An 18,438-nucleotide genomic window follows, 5' to 3' on the forward strand; every position below is an offset into this window, starting at 1 on the left:
TACCCATTTGGACAGCTGGGAGCTTTCCTCATCTGGGCCACAAGAAAAGAAACAAAGAAGACAGGGTCACAGGCCTGTCAGAGGGCACAGCCGATCGGCTCAGCCCGGTAAGGATTACACCTATCCTGATGGGGCGCATTATACCATTAAGAGTGTGAAGCTGCTCATAAAAATCAGCTTCAATGCCAGCTCTGCCCGCCGCAAATCCCTGCTGACAGTCCCTGCCTCCAGGTCCCCACTCATGCCGCTATGGCATGCCCCATTGAACATACCTGGGCATGCCCGGAACACGACCTCGGACATGGCCCCTGCCATGCCCCATTGCTGGAGCCTGGTTACTGTGGATGCCCTGGAGCCAATGGCCAGGCTGTCCCAGGCGTGCCCCATGCCTGCACTGAGGGCTCAAAAGGCAGGAACTGCATTGGGAGTTGCGGGGCGACTGCCAGGTGCAGTGCATGGGGATGGGGTTGGGGCGAAAACGGGCCTTTTGAGGTATGGGCTGGCACTTTTGGCCTTTTCAGACACTAAATTAAGGTGCCATGATGCTGTTGTGGTGTGTGCTGGATCAAAAAAGGATGACACCCGCGCACCATACTAGTGCAAAATCATGATTTGCACCGGGTCTGGCCATTTTCCACATATATAATGGACCTGTTTTTGTGCGTAATGAGCTCCCTTCTGCCGGATCATGTCCTGCTGTGTGCGCCCAACCTGCTCATAAGATGCCATGCCCGTTATGGGCGGCATTGAGGTTAATGCCCGCAGCTGTCATTTCTTACGCACCGGATACTGAGCTGCAGCCGCCCTTATGCCATGGCAGTCTGCCTGAGGGTCAGATGCCCCGTGGCGCAGACTGTGGCAGGCTTTCAGCACGTCAAAAGATGCCAGTATCCAGAGCGCATCAGAGTATCGAGCACCTGACTGTCTTCGGGGAACCGCCCGTCAAGGCTCCCTGACAGCCTGGTTTTATACTCATGATGCACTCCAAAGAGCGCCTGCATGGTAGGCAGGGCCCTGGAGTATGCTTCATTCATCTGACCGACCACCTGTACTTTTTAACTATGGAACTGCACTGAGGCTGTGCAGGCTGAACACACAATACTCAGCCGTATGGCCGGGGCCTTGTCACAATGAGAGCATAAGGCACCCCAAGGTGGTTTGCCTGCATCGACAAGCAGCGCATCCTATGGTCAGCTAACATTGGAGTTTTTCCAAATGTCAGAACCAGTCAACAACAAATTCCCACTCGCTCAGACTCTCAACCGCGTACCTTTCATCCTGCAGGTTGTCATTGGTCTTATTGCCGGTATCGTGCTGGCCCTTATTTTCCCAAATGACAAATCTGTAATTCCCATGTTCGGTGACCTCTTCGTAAGAGCGCTTAAGGCCATTGCTCCGCTGCTGGTATTTGTTCTGGTAGCAGCCGCCATTGCCCGTCACCAGAAAGGTACCAACTCCAATGTTAAGCCGGTAGTTTTCCTTTATATAGTTTCCATGCTGATGGCCTCTACTCTGGCCGTAGCCATGAGCTACATTTTTCCAAGCAACTTCACCCAGCTGCAGGATGCCGTAGAGGGCGTTACCCCTCCAATGGGCATTGGCGAAGTGCTTTCCAATGTCATCAGACAGGCCATTGATAATCCTTTCAATGCCCTGCTCACCGGCAATTTTATCTGCATTCTGCTGTGGTCCATTGCACTTGGTCTTGCTTTCCGTGCTGCTCACGACAATACCAAGCGCGTACTTGAGGATCTGGCCCAGTCCGTAGCTGCCGTAGTCCGTATGGTTATCCGCTTTGCTCCTCTGGGTGTTATGGGTCTGGTATTCAGCTCAGCTACTGCCGAGGGCGGTTTTGCCAACCTCTTAAACTACGTCCATGTAGTAGTGGTTCTGGTAGCCACCATGCTGATTATCGCTTTTGGTATCAATGCCGCTCTGGTCTATGCTGCCACCCGCGAAAATCCATATCCTCTTATCATGACCTGTATTGCCAAGTCAGGTACCACAGCTTTCTTCACCCGTTCATCTGCTGCCAATCTGCCAGTGAACCTTGCTCTGTGTGAAGAACTTAAGCTGCCACGTGAGACCTACTCCATCACCATTCCTCTGGGCAGTGCCATCAACATGTCCGGTGCCGGTGTTACCATCGTTATCATGACCATGGCTGCCGTACACACCCTGGGTGTAGAGGTGGACTTCTTCTCCAGCGTGCTCATGAGCGTAGTTTCCGTAGTCTGTGCCTGCGGCGCCTCAGGTGTAGCCGGCGGTTCCCTGATGCTTATTCCTCTGGCCTGCTCCATCTTCGGCATTCCAAATGACGTTGCCATGCAGATCGTAGGTATCGGCTTTATTATCGGCGTAATTCAAGACTCCTCTGAGACTGCTCTGAACTCCTCTACTGACGTACTGTTCACTGCAGCTGCCTGCCGCCGCGCTGATCGTCTTGCAGCCGGCAAGGCTAAGGCCTGATAATCCAATGCCCTGTTAAGGGCAACTCAGTCAGGCACAGATCTGAAATCCACAGGGCCGACAGCTCACGCTGCCGGCCCTGTGTTTTGTGCACCGCCACAAAGCGGACAGCCTCCCGGCCTGACACGTCGGCCCGGCCGGCCTGAACGGCAGAGCTACCATGGCGCTGCACCTGGTGCGCTGCGCCATGGTGCGCCGCCGCCGTACATGCTCCCTGCGCTACAGGGCGCTGCGTGCATTAAGTGACTGGACAGGACAAACTTATTTTCAGGGCGGGATGGTCGTCATAAAAGCGGCTCATTCATACTGTTATAATAATCATCTGTCTGCGCTTCTAATGTGGGGCGATCATATGTTTTGTGCAACTGCACCTGCCTGATAAGAACAAAAGGGAAATGTTATGTCCAAACATGCTGTCATACTCTATACCATTGGATCTCCTGAAAATCTTGATCCGGCCTGCATCAGAGACTATATCAACCGCTTTTTGTCAGACAAGCTGGTAGTAAAGCTGCCACGCTTCTTATGGCAGCCAATACTGAGGAACATGATTTTAAAATCACGACCTCAGCGCCTTGTAGGCCGTTATGACAAAATATTCGTTGACGGCAAAAACCCTTATCTGCGCGACATGGAGCAGCTGTGTTCAGAACTGCACACCCTGCTGACCGAACATAACCAGGCAGCAGCCCAGGCAAAGCGTGCTCAGGGCACAGCCTCTGAGGTAGCGCCCGCCGCAGCTGCAACCTCTTTTGCCTCCATTGCATCCCCTTCAGCATCTTCCTTTTTCGGAGCTGGTGGTTTTGCAGGTAATGACAGCAATGTTCTTTTTGACGCCTCAATGTGCAAAAGCACTGCAGCCCGTGCAGCCTGCAGCGGCGAGAATGTCGAATACGTGGTGGTTCCTGCCTATGCCTACACTGGCGATGGCCTCAAGGAAATTGCCAGTGCCCTGATTTCAAAGGGCTTTGGTCATATCACTGTTATTCCGCTCTTCCCTCAGTATTCAGACACCACTTCAAAGCGCCCACGCCTTGAGCTTGAAGAGCTCAAAAAGACCTTCCCTCAGGCTACCTTTGCCATGGTACGCAGCTACAGCACCAACGATTTCTACATCTCCAGCGTTGCCTCCATGGCAGCTCAGTCCCTTGCTGATCCGCGCTCCCACCTGTTGCTGACCTATCACAGCCTGCCAAAGACCTATATCACTCTGGGCGATCCTTATCTCAACGAGTGCCGCAACACCTCTGATGCCATTTTCCGTCAGCTGGGACTTGATGATACCCGCAGCTCCATTGCTTTCCAGAGCAAGATGGGCCCTATGCCATGGCTGCAGCCATATCTTGAGGAGCATGTTGATGCCCTGCTGGCCAAAGGCGTAACCCGTCTGGTAGTAATGGCGCCGGGCTTCTCTACTGACTGCCTTGAGACCCTTTATGACATCGACATCAATCTGCGTGAACAGTTTATGAATCACGGCGGCGAGTCTTTCAGCTACATCCCATGCTTAAATGCCACAGCACAACATACCAGGCTGATGGCAAGACTGCTCATGTATTCAAGCGAAGACCTCTAATCCGCCCCGGCCCCGTCTGACCTTGCAATGAAAGGGCAGGCGCTGCCAGACCATGCCGTGCCATGCCCAGTCAGGCAGCATGGCCGTCCTGCCATGGCCCTGCAGTGCAGGACCATGGTCATTTGTGCCCCTCAAACATAATGATTTGCCATGAGCATCAGTCTTATCCTTTCCTTTGCTCTGACCTCACTTATCCTGTCTCTGGCTCCCGGCCCTGACAATATCTTTGTACTTACCAACAGTGCCCTTTATGGCGTAAGGCGTGGCATTGCTGTCATTACCGGCCTCTGCCTTGGCATTTTGGTCCAGACAGCCTGCATGATAGCCGGAGTAACGGCCTTTGTATCGGGGATGCCGGTACTGCTTACTGTGATAAAGCTCGCCGGTGCCGGCTATCTGCTCTGGCTTACTCTGGGCGCCACGCGCGCTACCATTTCCCTGCTGCGCGCCAGTCGTGCGCCATCGGCACCAGCATCCGCCGCCGCTGATGCGGCTGCTGCGGGCACTGCCGCAGGTGATGCAACCGCCCCTGCAGGCAGGCCTGCGGCTGCCGATTCAGCTGGCCCTTCTGATGGCGGGTCTGCGGCGGCAACTGAGTCACTGAGTATGGGCAGGCTGGTGCGCCGTGGCTTTATCATGAACATCACCAATCCCAAGGTGCAGCTGTTCTTCCTGTCATTCTTCCCTCAGTTTCTGCCCCCAAATGCCCATGGCCTTGAGCTTATGGCATGGATGACGCTGCTGGGCCTGATTTTCACTGCCGCTACCATTATTGTGTTCAGTGCCATTGCTGTTTTTGCCGGCACTTTAAGCACAGCATTCAAGTCACCACGCTTTAACCTGATACTCAACAGCGCCTCCGCCCTGATCTTCTTCAGTCTGGCAATTTACACTCTTATAACGCTTTAGAAAGCGCATTACACACAGCGTCCACTACCGCAGCATACAGCGTCCACAACCGGCTACAGACAGCGTACACTACCGGCTGCATACAGCGTCCACTACAGGCCACAGACAGCATCCGCGCCTTGCTGCCATAACCGGGCTCAGCGCAGTGGGCTGTGTCAGGTGATGCAGCCCGCCGGGTTGTTTTTCGCTGTCCGTAATGACAAAAGCCAGAGCATCCTGCAAACAGGGAGCTCTGGCTTTTTGTCTTGTTGAGGCCTGGCGGGTGACAGCCTGATGCCTGCAAATATCTAATATGGGGTCTTGGCGGTGCGCACAGTGGTCATACGGGCGCCCTCCTGACCTGGACGGGCCATGATTTGTTCAGGCTTAACCCCAGAACCAGCCGAAGCTGGCAGAGCTGTACCTGGAATCAGGGCACAAGACTGATCTGAAGCAGAGGTGACCACTTCAGATGCTACACGCAACGTCGCCTGCCCGTCATCTGCCTGTGACAGTACTGGCTGGGACTGACTGTCAGCAAGTTCCTCAGGACGGGTCTGAACCTGTCCCACAGAAGGGTCATGCTCTTCAGAGGCTGCTGCCAGTGCAGCGGCAGCCGGTGTGCCAGCCGGAGCAGCGATGGCACCTGGAACGTTCGGTATGGCTCCAGCTGCAGCGGCAGCTGCAGCTGCCATATCAATAGCGGCGTCAGGTACACCATCGTGCATGTGCTCGCGCTGCTCAGGTGAGAGGTATTCAAGACGACGGCCATCACGCATGGAAACAGGACGTCCCTTGCGCTTTTCAAGGTAAACCTTGAGCTTGCCGTAATTGTCCTTGCGGTTGGCGTCCTTGTTGGCCTGCATGCGCACGTCAGCACGCTCAATACAGGCGTGCAGGGTATCCTGCTCTACCTCGCCCATGGTGGCGCGTCCAAAGCCCACGAAGGTAGGCATAACCTCAGGAGAGCTGTTGTGCCTGTCGATATAAGCCACCATATCGTTCATAATGGCGGCGCATTCATCGGCATCACAGCGGGTCATAATAACCAGGAACTCATCACCGGCAAGGCGCATGATATCGCACGGACGGGTAACAACTGTGGTCAGGGCCTCGGTTACAGTCAGCAGCAGAATGTCGCCATCGGCATGACCAAGCACATCATTGGTAATCTTAAGACCGGTAACATCAGCATAAATAACAGAAACGGGAGCGGAGCGCTCATCCTGCCACCTGGCTGAATTGTGCTGGAAGAAGGAGCGGTTTTTCAGGCCCGTAAGAGTGTCGGTGTAAAGCAGCTGCTTGATGTTGTCAAAGTTATCCTGGACAAGATTGATGTCCGAAAAGCTGCCAATCAGAGAGGTAGCTACGCCGTTTTCATTACGGCCCAGCACAATGCCACGGCCCAGTGCCCAGATGTAGTGACCATCGTAGTGACGCAGGCGCAGACAGAACTCAAAGCTGTCGCCGTAGTAAGGAGTTACAGTGATGTGATGTTCGATTTCCATCATGTCCCTGTCATCAGGGTGCACCAGGGCAACCCACTCATCCCAGGTCTGAGGGAACTCACTTTCATCATAGCCCAGCAGACGGCAGTAGCTGGAGGAAAAGCGCAGGCGGCCTGATTCAACGTCCCAGGAGAAGAAGTCATCTCCGGCAATTTCCCTGGCGATAAACTCCGAGAAAGTAGACTGGGCATTAACCATATAGCCGGTGGCGTAACGCACCTTGCCATCGGGGAAGCGGGTCAGAACAGAGCCATTGATGACATAGGACTGACCGGCATTAGGTCCCTGAGTGATTCTGATGTCCTCAAAGATAATGCTGCCCAGATCCCGGGTATCAGTTACACGGAAGTAGCGCTCCATATTGGTCATGGTGATATGCTCAAGCACCACATCCTCGGAGATCCACTCATTGATTTGCTCGATACCAAAAATCGCGGCGCAATTAACATCCAGCATGAACTGGCGTGTATCACCACGGAAAATCCAATAGCCAGGCACCTGCCTGCCTTCAAGCAGATTCTGCTTACCCGACTGGCTGCTGTTCATCGTAAAAACCTCGTGCTAAAAAGGCACCCTCAAGTGCCACCCGGCTGAAAACCAAATGCTGCTGATATCCTCAGGCCCAGCGGCCCGCCTGCCCAGTACCGCCCTGGCTTGCCAAGGCAGTGCAGTGCGTCTCCGGCCCAGCGGCCGCTGCCTCTGACTGCGGCACGACAGCTGCGGCACGGCAGCTACGGCGCTGCCGCTGCGGCCACAGTTGGCAGGTTCTGAGCTTAATTGTCCTGAGGCTCGACCTCATGGAGATTGGACAGTAAAGCCTGTGCGGCCTCAAGCGCGCCTCTGGTATCGGAACTTTGCAATACTGACTGAGCGCTGGAACGATCTACTTCTTCGCTTTGCAGATGCTCAGGACGCACCAGATCATGGCCCTCATCATGGGCATGGTTGAGCACATGGCTCTGCACATCAGGGTCTTTGGCATCAACAGCTTCAAAACCGGCGCTGAGATCTTCAGGTACGGTAACCGAATTAGCCGCATATTTCATATCATCCATAGCGGCCTGCTCGGCCTCCATAATCATACGGCGGTGATACAGATCATTGCTGTCAAAGCTGCCTGCTGCCTGACTGCCCTCATATGACATGGCAACACAATTGCCATCAATCAGATCTGACGGGAAGTCTTTGGTAGATACCGAGCTGATTTCCTGTGACTGCACGGCCCAGGATCCATCAGCTACCTGCAGGACATGCGGGTCAGCCCCTCCGGCTGCAGCGGCAGTAGCCTCGGCAGCAGTAGCTCCCTGAGCGGCACAGTGCACATCAGATTCACTATGCAAACCGTTTTGTACAGCAGCTGCAGCTGCACCAGCAGCAGCCGCAGCGCCTGCATCTGAAACCTCATATGGCTGAGGCTGAATGCTGCTGTCAGCTGCTGCATCAGTAGCGGCGGTGACAGCGGCTGCAGCTGCGGTGTCGGCGGTGGCGGCTGGGGCCCTGCCGTCGGTGGCGGCCATAAAGACCTCAGCTGATGCCTGAGCATCAGGGCGCTCACTGTACTGCATCATGTTGGCAGCCTTGACCACATCACTGGAATGATTGCGGGCTTTTACCTCAGCAGGCTCATTGCGATTGAGCAGCGGACATCCCTGCACCTGCAGACGCATTACCGAGGAGACGAAGTCATCGTCCATGGCCAGCTCACGGCTCATGCCGCGGGTTGAGCTTACTGCCAGCTGGCTTACGCTGCTGAAATCAATGGTGGCAGGAGTTATGCGCCGTGCAGATCCTGATCCTGACTGATCATGTACCTTGCTTGAGGCGCGCATATCTGAAATGCTGGACATGCCAAGGTTGTTATCAGTACTGCCGTTTTGAGTAAGGCGCTCATCCTCGAGCTTTTGCTCCTCAGGAGAGCGCAGCTCAGTAAGAGCACGGCCAATCTGATAGCGTGGGCTTTGCCAGCGGGAGCCGGCAAATGATCCCTTAAAGCGGCGCAACACTTCACTGTAAGGTGATGGTGCCGGAGCCGGTGCCGGGCTTGAGTTCTCCATCTCTGGCAGAGGCTCAAGACCACGGGCTTCGCGCTCACGGGCATCAAGCTGAAATTCAGGTACTACATCAGGCTGATCTTCCTTGTCCTTTTCAAGATACTCAAGGCGTCTGTTGTCCGTAAGATCCACAGGGTGACCAAGAGCAGCCTCGATAAAGGCACGCAGTGCGGTATATATGCGCTCACGGTGTACAGTCTTGTACTCCTGCAGACGTACGTCGGCACGGGCTTCGCAGCGCAGGAAGGTATCACCGTCATCAATTTCATTAAGAGTGGCTATACCAAAGCCAAAGTAGATTGGCAGCGGGAATTCGTGGTTGCGGTTACGCTCATCCAGAGCACAGGCAAATTTGTTAATGAAAATCTTGCACTGCACATCTGAGCAGTTGGTGAAAATCAGCAGGAACTCGTCACCGGACAGGCGTACCACCTCGTGGTCAAGATAGACATCGGTAGTAAGAATCTGAGCTGACAGTTTGACGAGCTCATCACCCTTGGCGTGACCAAGATAGTCGTTGATAACCTTAAGGCCTGAGATGTCCACATATACCAGTGACAGCGGCTGACTTTCCTCCATGGTGAAGTACTTGTAGCGGCTATTGAGGTACAGGCGGTTGTGCAGGCCGGTCAGCGGATCCTGATAGATTGAACGCTTGAGACGCTCAAAGTTGGAGCGAACCACATCGATATTGGTGGTGGTACCGATAATACGGGAAGCCTTGCCTGAGCGACGGCGCTCAATAACCAGACCACGATCGATACACCAGATGTAGTATCCGCCACGGTGCTTGATACGATAGATGCTCTCGTAATAATCACCCATGCGCGGATTGTAGATAATGTCACTCTGACGGCGATAAACAACCAGATCCTCAGGATGAATGAAGTTTTCTTCATATTCGCTGATGGTTGCAGGCATGGCCTCGTTTTCATCAAGGCCGAGCATGATGTGGAAAGCCGGGCCAAAATGCACTTCACCGGTAAAGGTATCGATATCAAAGGATGCGGATTGGTTCATGAAGCGGCACATGCACTCCATGAAGTTGCTCTTAATCTGGGTAAAGTAGCCCGATACCAGCATGGCAATACCGGTATCATCACGCTGTACTACAGAGCCTGAGATATACAGGCACTCTCCCTGATGCGGGCCCTGCTTGATGCGCACATGCGAGAAGACATTATTGCCCTCAGATGGACTGAAGAAGACACTGAAGAGCTCCTCCTCATCAATCAGAGCCAGCTGATTGTTGATAAAGGAGCTTGGTACCCAGTCACCGGTATAGGTAATGCCAATAAGACGGCAGCTGCCCTCATCGAGAAGATAGCGATCCTCACCATTGTCATAGAGGAAGTAACAAGGCATGTAGCCGCCACGGTAATTGGCATTGTCACTGCGGTGACCGGTATGCGGCATACCGGGAGCAAAGAAGTCATGAGGAGCATCGCCACAGCTGTCTGCAGCACTTACTCCCATCCCTGAAGGAGGGGCCAGCGGACAGGCCGCACCGGCCTGATCAGGCAGCCCCTGCGGCTGGGCAATGGTACGCTCATGCCCCTGAATTACATAATTCTGGCGACTTTCATCATCAGCAAGACCAGATGCCATACCGCCTGTTGGGCTTACCGCCCATGCTGAAGACACAGATGCTGCCCTGTTTGCACCTGAGGCCGCTCCTGATGCGCCTTGAGCTCCTGACACACCTGAGGAGGCTGAAGCTCCGTCAGCAACAGCACCATCAGAACTCTGACCATCACAGGCAGGCTCCGGCTCTGGAATATAGCCGGCTTCTTCCTGAGGATTGACCGGAATGATATGACCTGCAGGGGATGCAGTCGGCATATCATCAAGCGGACCGTCGCAGGCAAAGGCACTGGCTGGCAGAGTGCTCTCTTCGTGAGCCTCAACTACAGTGCTGGTCCAGTACTCAGGATCCTCATGGCGGATCTCGCTTTCGTTGATGTCGTTTTCAAGGTCGGAACGGACATTGGAGACCTTGCCCAGTCTGCCAATGCTCTCGTGGCTGTCGAGAAGTCCGGGATCAAGAGCCTTATTGTTATGCTCTGCTGTATCCTGGGAACCAAAAGACTCATCATAGGCAGACTTTGGCTGGCCTACAGAAATTTCATCACCACGGTCATGCAGCTTGAAATCTTCAACAGAAACAGTATCGACATGCTCACCACCGGCAGATGATGAATGAGTATCTGATGAAACACCAGGCACCAAGGTTCCGGCAGTATGAGGCTGGACTCCTGCAGCTCCACTGTAGATATCCACGTCCATGTTGGCGCGGGCACCAAAGCCCAGGAACACCCGGTCACGAGGCATGTTGGAGCGGCTGGTGGTCTTGAAATAGGCAAAAGGACGACGGCCCATGGCAGTACTGCCATGATAGCCGGAAGCAGCGGCAGCAGCAGGACCAAGCATGCCCGGGGCTACCATGGTCATTTCAGGGCCTGATACCGCAACGCCGGCTCCTGATCCCTGAGTGGAAATGCTGTTGGAACTTTCAGTATGAGAGCCCGAACCTTTGGCAAAGAGCAGCGAGCCCAGGCCTTCCTTCATTGCAATTTCGGCCAGAGCACGGGCATTTTCCATCATGGCGCTGTTATTGTCGCGCTCCTGCTGGGCCATTCTCTGAGCATGCTCACTTTCTTCAATCTGATCATGGCGCTCATGAGCAATGGCACGGGCACGCGCAATTACACGCTCATATTCCTCACGGGAATGAGCGGTATAAGGGTCAAAAGAACCCTCAAGCTCGGCTCTGATGCTGCTTTCACTGTCCTTGCTGCCATCACTACCGTAAGCATCATCACAGCCAGCCACAGCTTCAACAGCAACAGCCTCGGAAATAAAATCAGTGCCCTTATCTTCCTCAGCTGCAGCCCTGCCATCCCCCTCATCAGCCACATCGGCATCAGTCGGCCCTTCAGCGGACGGCACAGCCTCAGCACTTTCAGCTGGACATGCTGCTGGCTCTTCAGCGGACTGCATGGCCTCAGCACTTTCAGCCCTGCACTCATCAGGCTCTTCAGCTGACGGCACAACCTCAGCACTTTCAGCTGGACATGCTTCTGGCTCTTCAACATGCTCTACGGACATCGAGCATTCAGAGCCTTCATCAACATCAGATGATCCGGCCTCCTGAGCATCAAGTCTTTCGGCCTCATGCTCAGCTTCAGCATCTTCTGAGCTGCATCCGCACAGAGGCTCAATCTCATCTTTTTGAGGATCGTCCAGACGTGACAAACCCTCTGAACTGCTATCTTGAGCATCAGATATGACACTGCCATGGCCCCATGGGGTCAGGGCATCACTTTGCAGATCACCGGCATAACTGTAAACACTTACAGAGTGGTTATCTTCTTCAGAACTATCTTCTGTACTGTTATCAGACTCGGAGCATTGAGTATCGCATCCATCAGCATCTGCAGCCATCTCTACGGACTGTGAGGACTCTTCCTCACTGAAAGACGGATTTTCAACTGACTCTACCGACTCTGAGCTGTCATCATCACTGTCGGATGACTCTGCAACTGTCTCTGCCATAACAGAGGCCTCAGCCTTACTGTCAGCAGATTCCTCTAATTGCTCCAAAGTATTGGAGCACGCACTCTCACATGCATCAGACTCCAAAGCTGCCTCTGTTGAATCAGAGGATACAGCCTCGCAGATAGCCTGTTCTTCAACTGCTTCAACCAGTTCAGGGGCTATGGCCTCACTGGCGGCAGACACTTCAGCTGATTCTTCTGTTTCCGGGCAGGCAGCATCGCAGGCGGCAGGCTCTTCTACTGGTTCTACCGTCTCAGAGGTTGTGACCTCACTTGCAGCTGTCTGTTCAGCTGGCTCTACTGATTCAGGAGCTACAGCCTCACTGACAGCAGACACTTCAGCTGATTCTTCTGTTTCCGGGCAGGCAGCATCGCAGGCGGCCGGCTCTTCTTCTGGCTCTGCATTCTCTGAGGTTTCGACCTCAATTGCCGCTGACTCTTCAGCTGGCTCTACTGATTCAGGGGCCTGGGCGTCACTGGCAGCAGACACTTCAGCTGATTCTTCTGTTTCCGGGCAGGCAGCATCGCAGGCGGCAGGCTCTTCTACTGGTTCTACCGTCTCAGGGGTTTCGTCCTCACTTGCAGCAGTCTGTTCAGCTGGCTCTACTGATTCAGGGGCTACGGCCTCACTGGCGGCAGACACTTCAGCTGATTCTTCTGTTTCCGGGCAGGCAGCATCGCAGGCGGCCGGCTCTTCTTCTGGCTCTGCCTTCTCTGAGGTTTCGACCTCAATTGCCGCTGACTCTTCAGCTGGCTCTACTGATTCAGGGGCCTGGGCGTCACTGGCAGCAGACACTTCAGCTGATTCTTCTGTTTCCGGGCAGACAGCATCGCAAGCGGCAGGCTCTTCTAATGGCTCTACCGTCTCATGGGTTTCGTCCTCACTTGCAGCTGTCTGTTCAGCTGGCTTTACTGATTCAGGGGCCTGGGCCTCACTGGCAGCAGACACTTCAGCTGATTCTTCTGTTTCCGGGCAGACAGCATCGCAGGCGGCCGGCTCTCCTTCTGGCTCCACTGTCTCAGAGGTTTCGACCTCAATTGCCGCTGTCTCTTCAGCTGGCTCTACTGATTCAGGGGCCAGGGCTTCACTGGCATCAGACACTTCAGCTGATTCTTCTGTTTCCGGGCAGACAGCATCGCAGGCGGCCGGCTCTTCTTCTGGCTCCACCGTCTCAGAGGTTTCGACCTCACTTGCCGCTGTCTGTTCAGCTGGCTCTATTGATTCAGGGTCTACTGCCTCACTGGCAGCAGTTTCATTATATTGCTCATCTAAACGGGAGCTGGCACTCTCACATTCATCAGATTCCAAAGCTGCATCTGTTGAATCAGAGAATACAGCTTCGCTAATAACCTGTTCATTAACTGGCTCTATAGCCTCTGATGTCTCAGCCTCACCGGCACCAGCAACTTCTGTCTCAGCAGCCTCTGCCTCACAAATGGCTGGCTCTACTGATTCATGGGCTATAGCCTCACTGACTGATTTTTCATCATATCGCTCCTCAAAACGGGAGCTGGCACTCTCACATGCGTCAGATTCAGAAGCTGCCTCTGCAATATGAGAGGATACAGCTTCGCAAATAACCTGTTCTTTAACTGGCTCACCGGCATCTGATGCTTCAGAATTGATGACGGTCGGCGCTTCGCTCTTAATGTCCTGAGCCGCACTGGCATCGGCTTGCTCAGCTGGATTACATGTTTCAGAGATTAAGCCGGACCGGGCACTCTCGAGATCCTGCTCCGAGTCGACAGTTGACGAGTCGCCCTCGGCTCCTGAGTCGCCTGACTCATTGGCTCCCTGGACTGTACCTTCCTGTACAGCTGTGGCTGCATCATGTACCGACACCGATACTGATGGCCATGCAGGAGCTGCAGTGCTCGCTGCCTTAACTGAAGGAGCTGCTGATACTGCTGGCTGAGCGGATGATGCTTCGGATTTTATATTGTTAGCATCACTGTTAGTAAGTACTGTTTCTGCAGACTGAGCACTATGCTGACGTTCAAGAGCTGCAACAGCATTGTGATAGCCTTCATATGGTCGAGAAGGTTTTAAGTGACCTGGTCGTGCCTGGGCCTGCATACGCAAACACTGCCACTGAGAGCGTGGCATGGCTTCCTTCTGGTCCTGCTGAGCTGCCTGGGCACGATCTGCTAAACCGACAGAGGTTCTGTCAGCGCCCGCAGTGCTTTCAGCTTCAAAGTGACCAGAGCGGGATTGTGTGTTGTCCATAGCTCTCCTTAGTACGCATGCTCAGTCCCTGATTAAGACAAATCAGGGCTAAAGAAAAAACTTTCAGACGTCAGATAGCACGCCAATGCAGCAGCGCACAGACAGTGACGCACTGCCTATGCTTGATTGTGGAGCACCCTCAAAAGGGACTGTCCATGGACAGCCTCATGTTTGCTTATGGCAGTGGTGCCCGCACGGGGCCTGTGGAGCCTTGCTCCACTTTTGACCAATTATAGCAATCATGGCCCGCAGTAACCGGATTAAGATGCATAATTTTGAGCAAAAAGGGCACACCTTTTCCCATAATCAGGCAGAGCTCACAATCAGAGATCCTGGTTTCATAACAAATGCAGTGATGTATTTACTTTTTTGTATATACGATATAAAGCATCTGTAAGTGCATAATCAGAGCAAAACCATGATTTACAGGCCCTGACAGCGTCGAGGTGTAGTTATATCCCGAATCTCATCCTACCCTATGCACTATCAATGCCACAATTTACATCCTGGTGTGTCCCGGCGCCTTGTTTGGCTATAATTCAAGGCACTCAATTGAGGTCCCAGCAATGAGCTCCATGCTGCTCACCATCCTGTGATCACTTTGAATTAATGAAATAGTACCGGAACCAGTAACAGAGCAATTAACAGTTAGTGGAGCTTTGCAGCCATGAGTAAGGACACTGAAGATCCTGATTCCATCAGATACGAGCGGGTCTACCTGCTAGTGGACTGCAACAACTTTTTCTGCAGCTGCGAGCGACTGTTCAGACCAGATCTGGACGGCCGTCCTCTGCTGGTACTTTCCAATAATGACGGCTGTGTCATTGCCCGTTCCCAGGAGTCAAAAGACCTGGGTATTCCCATGGGCATAGCTGTGTTTAAAATCAGGGATAAGATAGCCCGCCACAAAATAGTCTGCTTTTCTTCAAACTTTTCACTGTACCTTGATATTTCCCGCCGCGTCATGGAGGTTCTGGAGCATATCTGTGACCACACTGAAGTTTATTCTGTAGACGAGGCCTTTCTGTGCTTTCGCAACTTGACGGAAAAGGAAGCTCAGGACAAAGCTGTACTGATACGCAACGCAGTATTCAACCTGGTTGGAATAACGGTAGGTGTAGGAATAGCCCGAACCAAGACTCTGGCTAAACTTGCCAATCATCATGCCAAAAAGCAGCGTGGCGAGACTCACGGCGTCTACTCGGTACTTCGTGACTTTCCCCGTATGCGACTGCTGCGCCGTAATCCCGTCGATGAGATATGGGGGGTTGGACGCCGCCTGAATGAAAGCCTTCGCAACGAAGGCATTGTAACGGCATGGCACCTGTCTACCCAGAGCCCTCAGGCCATCAAAAAGCGTTATAACGTTGTGCTGATGCGCACAGTGCAGGAGCTGAACAATATCAACGCAGTTGAAGATGAGTCAGACAGCAATGACACCATGCAAATCATGTGGTCGCGCTCCTTTACCCGTCGCCTGACCACCATTGAGGAACTGCATCAGGCTCTGGCAAACTTCACGGCATCGGCCTGTCACAAGCTGCGCAATCAGCACAAGTACTGCAGCCAGATAACGGTATTTATACGAACTTCATATTTTGGCAACGATCCCAAGTTCGCTGCTGACCGCTCTGCCCTTCTCAAGGTACCTACAGCCGATACCCGCGAAGTTCTTTATGTGGTTCATGAACTGCTCAAGCAGATTTATGTTGATGGCTATAAGTACAATAAAGCCGGAGTGCTGCTGTCCTCACTGTCTACCAGCCGCTCTTTCCAGAACGATCTGTTTACACAAAACCGCAGTGATGAAGATACAGCCCGCTCTGATGGCCTTATGGCTGCCATGGATAAAATCAACCATCAGGGGCATGCCCATCATATCTTCCTTGGAGCCCAGGGTGTGGAGCAGGCTGAGGCATTCTCCAATAAAAACTCCCTGTCACCACGCTACACCACCTCATGGGATGACCTGCCTCAGCTTGAATAGCCTGCAAAAGTCCTTATCTTAATTCACCCCAGGCAATTGCCAGGCTTGCACCTTTATCATTTGTGATCAATCTCTGCATCAGGACCGTCGATTTTTGCGATAATACCGTGATCAGGCCTTTAAACCTGAAGGCCTGTATGACTGATCCTGTTTCAGTCGGATGGACCCGCTCTTTGTAAGGAACGGCTCCGCTTCTCAAGCAAAACACAATGGAAAACTAATGCTCGCGAAGATTCTGGATTTTGCACCTGCCATAGCCTTTTTCGTGACCTACCGCTGGACTGGTGACCTGGTCCTGGCAACAGGCGTTATCATTGCCGGCTGCATACTGTCATTTGCCATTCAATACCTGCTGTGGCGCAAAACCTCACGCATTCAGGTCTTTATGACCATTGCTGTGATGTTATTCGGACTTCCAACCATTCTGTTAGATGATCCTCAAATCATCAAATGGAAGCCAAGTGTAGTCAACTGGATTCTTGCCATTACCATTGGCGTGCTTCAGTTTGGCCTTAAGCGCAATCCTTTTGCCTACCTTTTTGGCCGCGAAATGCCGCTGCCTGAGCCTATCTGGTTTAAGCTGGGCAGTTACTTCATGTTCTGGTTTACTTTCGTCGGTATAGTAAACATGGTCGTAGCTTTCTACACCCCATACCTGTTTGATATTGACCTCAAGACAGCAGAGTCATGGTGGGTAAACTACAAGACCTTTGGCAGCCCAGCCCTGAACGTTACCTTTACTATCTTCATTTTTGCCGTAGTCCTGCGTCGCCACCCTGAGGTTCTGGCCATGTTCAAGGAAATTCGCAAGAATCCTGATGGTTCTGAGCAAACTCATTCTGCAGCCTCAGCTTCAAATTCAGGCGAGCCAGCTGTCTGCCCTGTTCGCAATGAAGCCGAGTTTGAAAGCTCCCCACAGAACAGAAAATAATCAGGGCCTGGATCATACCACCCATCCACACATATCGGACCGTCTCCTGACTGCCATATAAGATCAGCCACAGCAGCGGTCCCCGCAAAAGGCCTGAGAGCAGAGCGCACTCAGGCCTTTTTGCTTCTTAAGCCCGGCCTCACCAGGCTCACACAGCCCACGTCCAAACTGAGATACTCCCCCATTGATCTCCCTGCCCATGCCATGCCAGTAGCCCAACCATAACAGCTGTTTGAGTATCCTCATAAAGCTGAAGTTCCAAGATTCAGACTGTTCCCGTCACCGGGCTCAAGAACATGCTGAATATCGCATTGTTTTACTTATTTGCTCGATATAAATCATCTTTTGCATCATTATCAGCAAGGACTGCCAAACTTATAAAACAGATTTACACTCTACTATTTACGCATAAACTAATGTATCTATAATAGATACTTAATTCTTATTTATAAGCATGGTTTGCATATTATGGCTTTTATACCTTTACAACAGCGCTACTGAAGCGTTCTGATTAACGATCGACAGCTGCAGGAGTAATTTACAGGGCTTTGTAAACGCTCCCACGCCAGGACGTTCCGTCATAGCAGCATGCCGCCAATAAAGCTGCTCCACCAAATATGCCCGGCCATACCTGCACTGTTCAGGATTGAATAAGTAGAGAAATACTGAGGTTATAAATGGCTGTTTACGTCAATACGAACGTAAGCTCGCTCAATGGACGTCGTTATCTTAACAACGTACAGAATCAGCTTACGACCACATACCAGCGCCTCTCGTCCGGCATGAGAATTAACAGTGCCAAGGACGACGCTGCTGGCCTGCAGATATCCTCCAGACTGACAACACAGATCAACGGTCTCAACCAGGGCAACCGCAATGCATCTGACGGTATTGCCCTTGCTCAGACCATCGAAGGCGCCATGGATGAAACCACCTCCATGCTGCAGAAAATTCGTACCCTGGCAGTTCAGGCTGCTAACGGCACCAACACTGCAGAAGACCGCGCTGCCTTAAAGAAAGAAGCCGACGCTCTGGGCTTTGAAATCACCCGTATTGCTCAGCAGACCAAGTTCGGTGGCAAGACCGTTCTGGACGGTGCCAACGACACCTCCATCTACGGCAAGCAGGCCGGTGCTGGTGGTGCAGCTGCTAACGCTGACACCGGTAAGCTGACTTTACAGGTGGGTGCCAACAAAGGCGATACCATTGACTTTGAAGTAACTACTACCATTATGTCCAAACTG

7 protein-coding genes and 1 pseudogene are annotated in these 18,438 nt (G+C 52.9%); 6 read left to right on the forward strand and 2 right to left on the reverse strand.

Going from position 1 to position 18,438, the window contains the following annotated elements:
• Window positions 1–1,215 precede the first annotated feature (1,215 nt).
• From sstT to MXE39_RS08980, 3 genes are all read left to right on the forward strand, one after another.
• The gene (gene sstT, locus MXE39_RS08970) at window positions 1,216–2,469 is read left to right on the forward strand and encodes a serine/threonine transporter SstT (RefSeq protein ID WP_246978324.1); all 1,254 of its coding nucleotides are present in this window, start codon (window positions 1,216–1,218) and stop codon (window positions 2,467–2,469) included.
• Between the two features lie 400 nt (window positions 2,470–2,869).
• On the forward strand, window positions 2,870–4,045 hold the full coding sequence (gene hemH, locus MXE39_RS08975; RefSeq protein ID WP_246978325.1) for a ferrochelatase: 1,176 nt from the start codon (window positions 2,870–2,872) through the stop codon (window positions 4,043–4,045).
• 150 nt (window positions 4,046–4,195) lie between these two features.
• A complete protein-coding gene (locus tag MXE39_RS08980; RefSeq protein WP_246978326.1) occupies window positions 4,196–4,954 on the forward strand; it encodes a LysE family translocator in 759 nt (252 codons plus the stop codon).
• A 287-nt stretch (window positions 4,955–5,241) separates the two neighbouring features.
• Here MXE39_RS08980 and MXE39_RS08985 read toward each other — a convergent pair whose 3' ends face one another.
• Both MXE39_RS08985 and MXE39_RS08990 read right to left on the reverse strand, forming a co-directional pair.
• Entirely contained in the window at window positions 5,242–6,987 is a 1,746-nt protein-coding gene (locus MXE39_RS08985) for a diguanylate cyclase (RefSeq protein ID WP_246978327.1), read from the reverse strand.
• Window positions 6,988–7,214: 227 nt separating this feature from the next.
• A complete protein-coding gene (locus tag MXE39_RS08990) occupies window positions 7,215–14,276 on the reverse strand; it encodes a diguanylate cyclase (protein ID WP_246978328.1) in 7,062 nt (2,353 codons plus the stop codon).
• 667 nt (window positions 14,277–14,943) lie between these two features.
• On the opposite strand from MXE39_RS08990, the gene MXE39_RS08995 reads away from it, so the two are divergent.
• The 3 genes and pseudogenes from MXE39_RS08995 to MXE39_RS09005 all read left to right on the forward strand — a co-directional run.
• Window positions 14,944–16,263 carry a Y-family DNA polymerase gene (locus MXE39_RS08995; RefSeq protein ID WP_246978329.1) on the forward strand — a complete coding sequence of 440 codons (1,320 nt, stop codon included), beginning with the start codon at window positions 14,944–14,946 and terminating at the stop codon, window positions 16,261–16,263.
• A gap of 220 nt (window positions 16,264–16,483) precedes the next feature.
• The gene (locus MXE39_RS09000) at window positions 16,484–17,194 is read left to right on the forward strand and encodes a septation protein IspZ (protein ID WP_246978330.1); all 711 of its coding nucleotides are present in this window, start codon (window positions 16,484–16,486) and stop codon (window positions 17,192–17,194) included.
• A 677-nt stretch (window positions 17,195–17,871) separates the two neighbouring features.
• Window positions 17,872–18,438, forward strand: a pseudogene (locus MXE39_RS09005) (flagellin); the annotation flags it as partial.

The sequence above is a fragment of the Anaerobiospirillum sp. NML120511 genome (genome assembly GCF_023050955.1).
Taxonomy (GTDB): Bacteria; Pseudomonadota; Gammaproteobacteria; order Enterobacterales; family Succinivibrionaceae; genus Anaerobiospirillum.

What these genes read in the sequence shown, in the direction of transcription:
- MXE39_RS08990 (WP_246978328.1), bottom strand. Translation starts at nt 14,276, where the DNA reads ATGGACAACACACAATCCCGCTCTGGTCACTTTGAAGCTGAAAGCACT.
- MXE39_RS08980 (WP_246978326.1), top strand. Translation starts at nt 4,196, where the DNA reads ATGAGCATCAGTCTTATCCTTTCCTTTGCTCTGACCTCACTTATCCTG.
- sstT (WP_246978324.1), top strand. Translation starts at nt 1,216, where the DNA reads ATGTCAGAACCAGTCAACAACAAATTCCCACTCGCTCAGACTCTCAAC.
- MXE39_RS09000 (WP_246978330.1), top strand. Translation starts at nt 16,484, where the DNA reads ATGCTCGCGAAGATTCTGGATTTTGCACCTGCCATAGCCTTTTTCGTG.
- MXE39_RS08985 (WP_246978327.1), bottom strand. Translation starts at nt 6,987, where the DNA reads ATGAACAGCAGCCAGTCGGGTAAGCAGAATCTGCTTGAAGGCAGGCAG.
- MXE39_RS08995 (WP_246978329.1), top strand. Translation starts at nt 14,944, where the DNA reads ATGAGTAAGGACACTGAAGATCCTGATTCCATCAGATACGAGCGGGTC.
- hemH (WP_246978325.1), top strand. Translation starts at nt 2,870, where the DNA reads ATGTCCAAACATGCTGTCATACTCTATACCATTGGATCTCCTGAAAAT.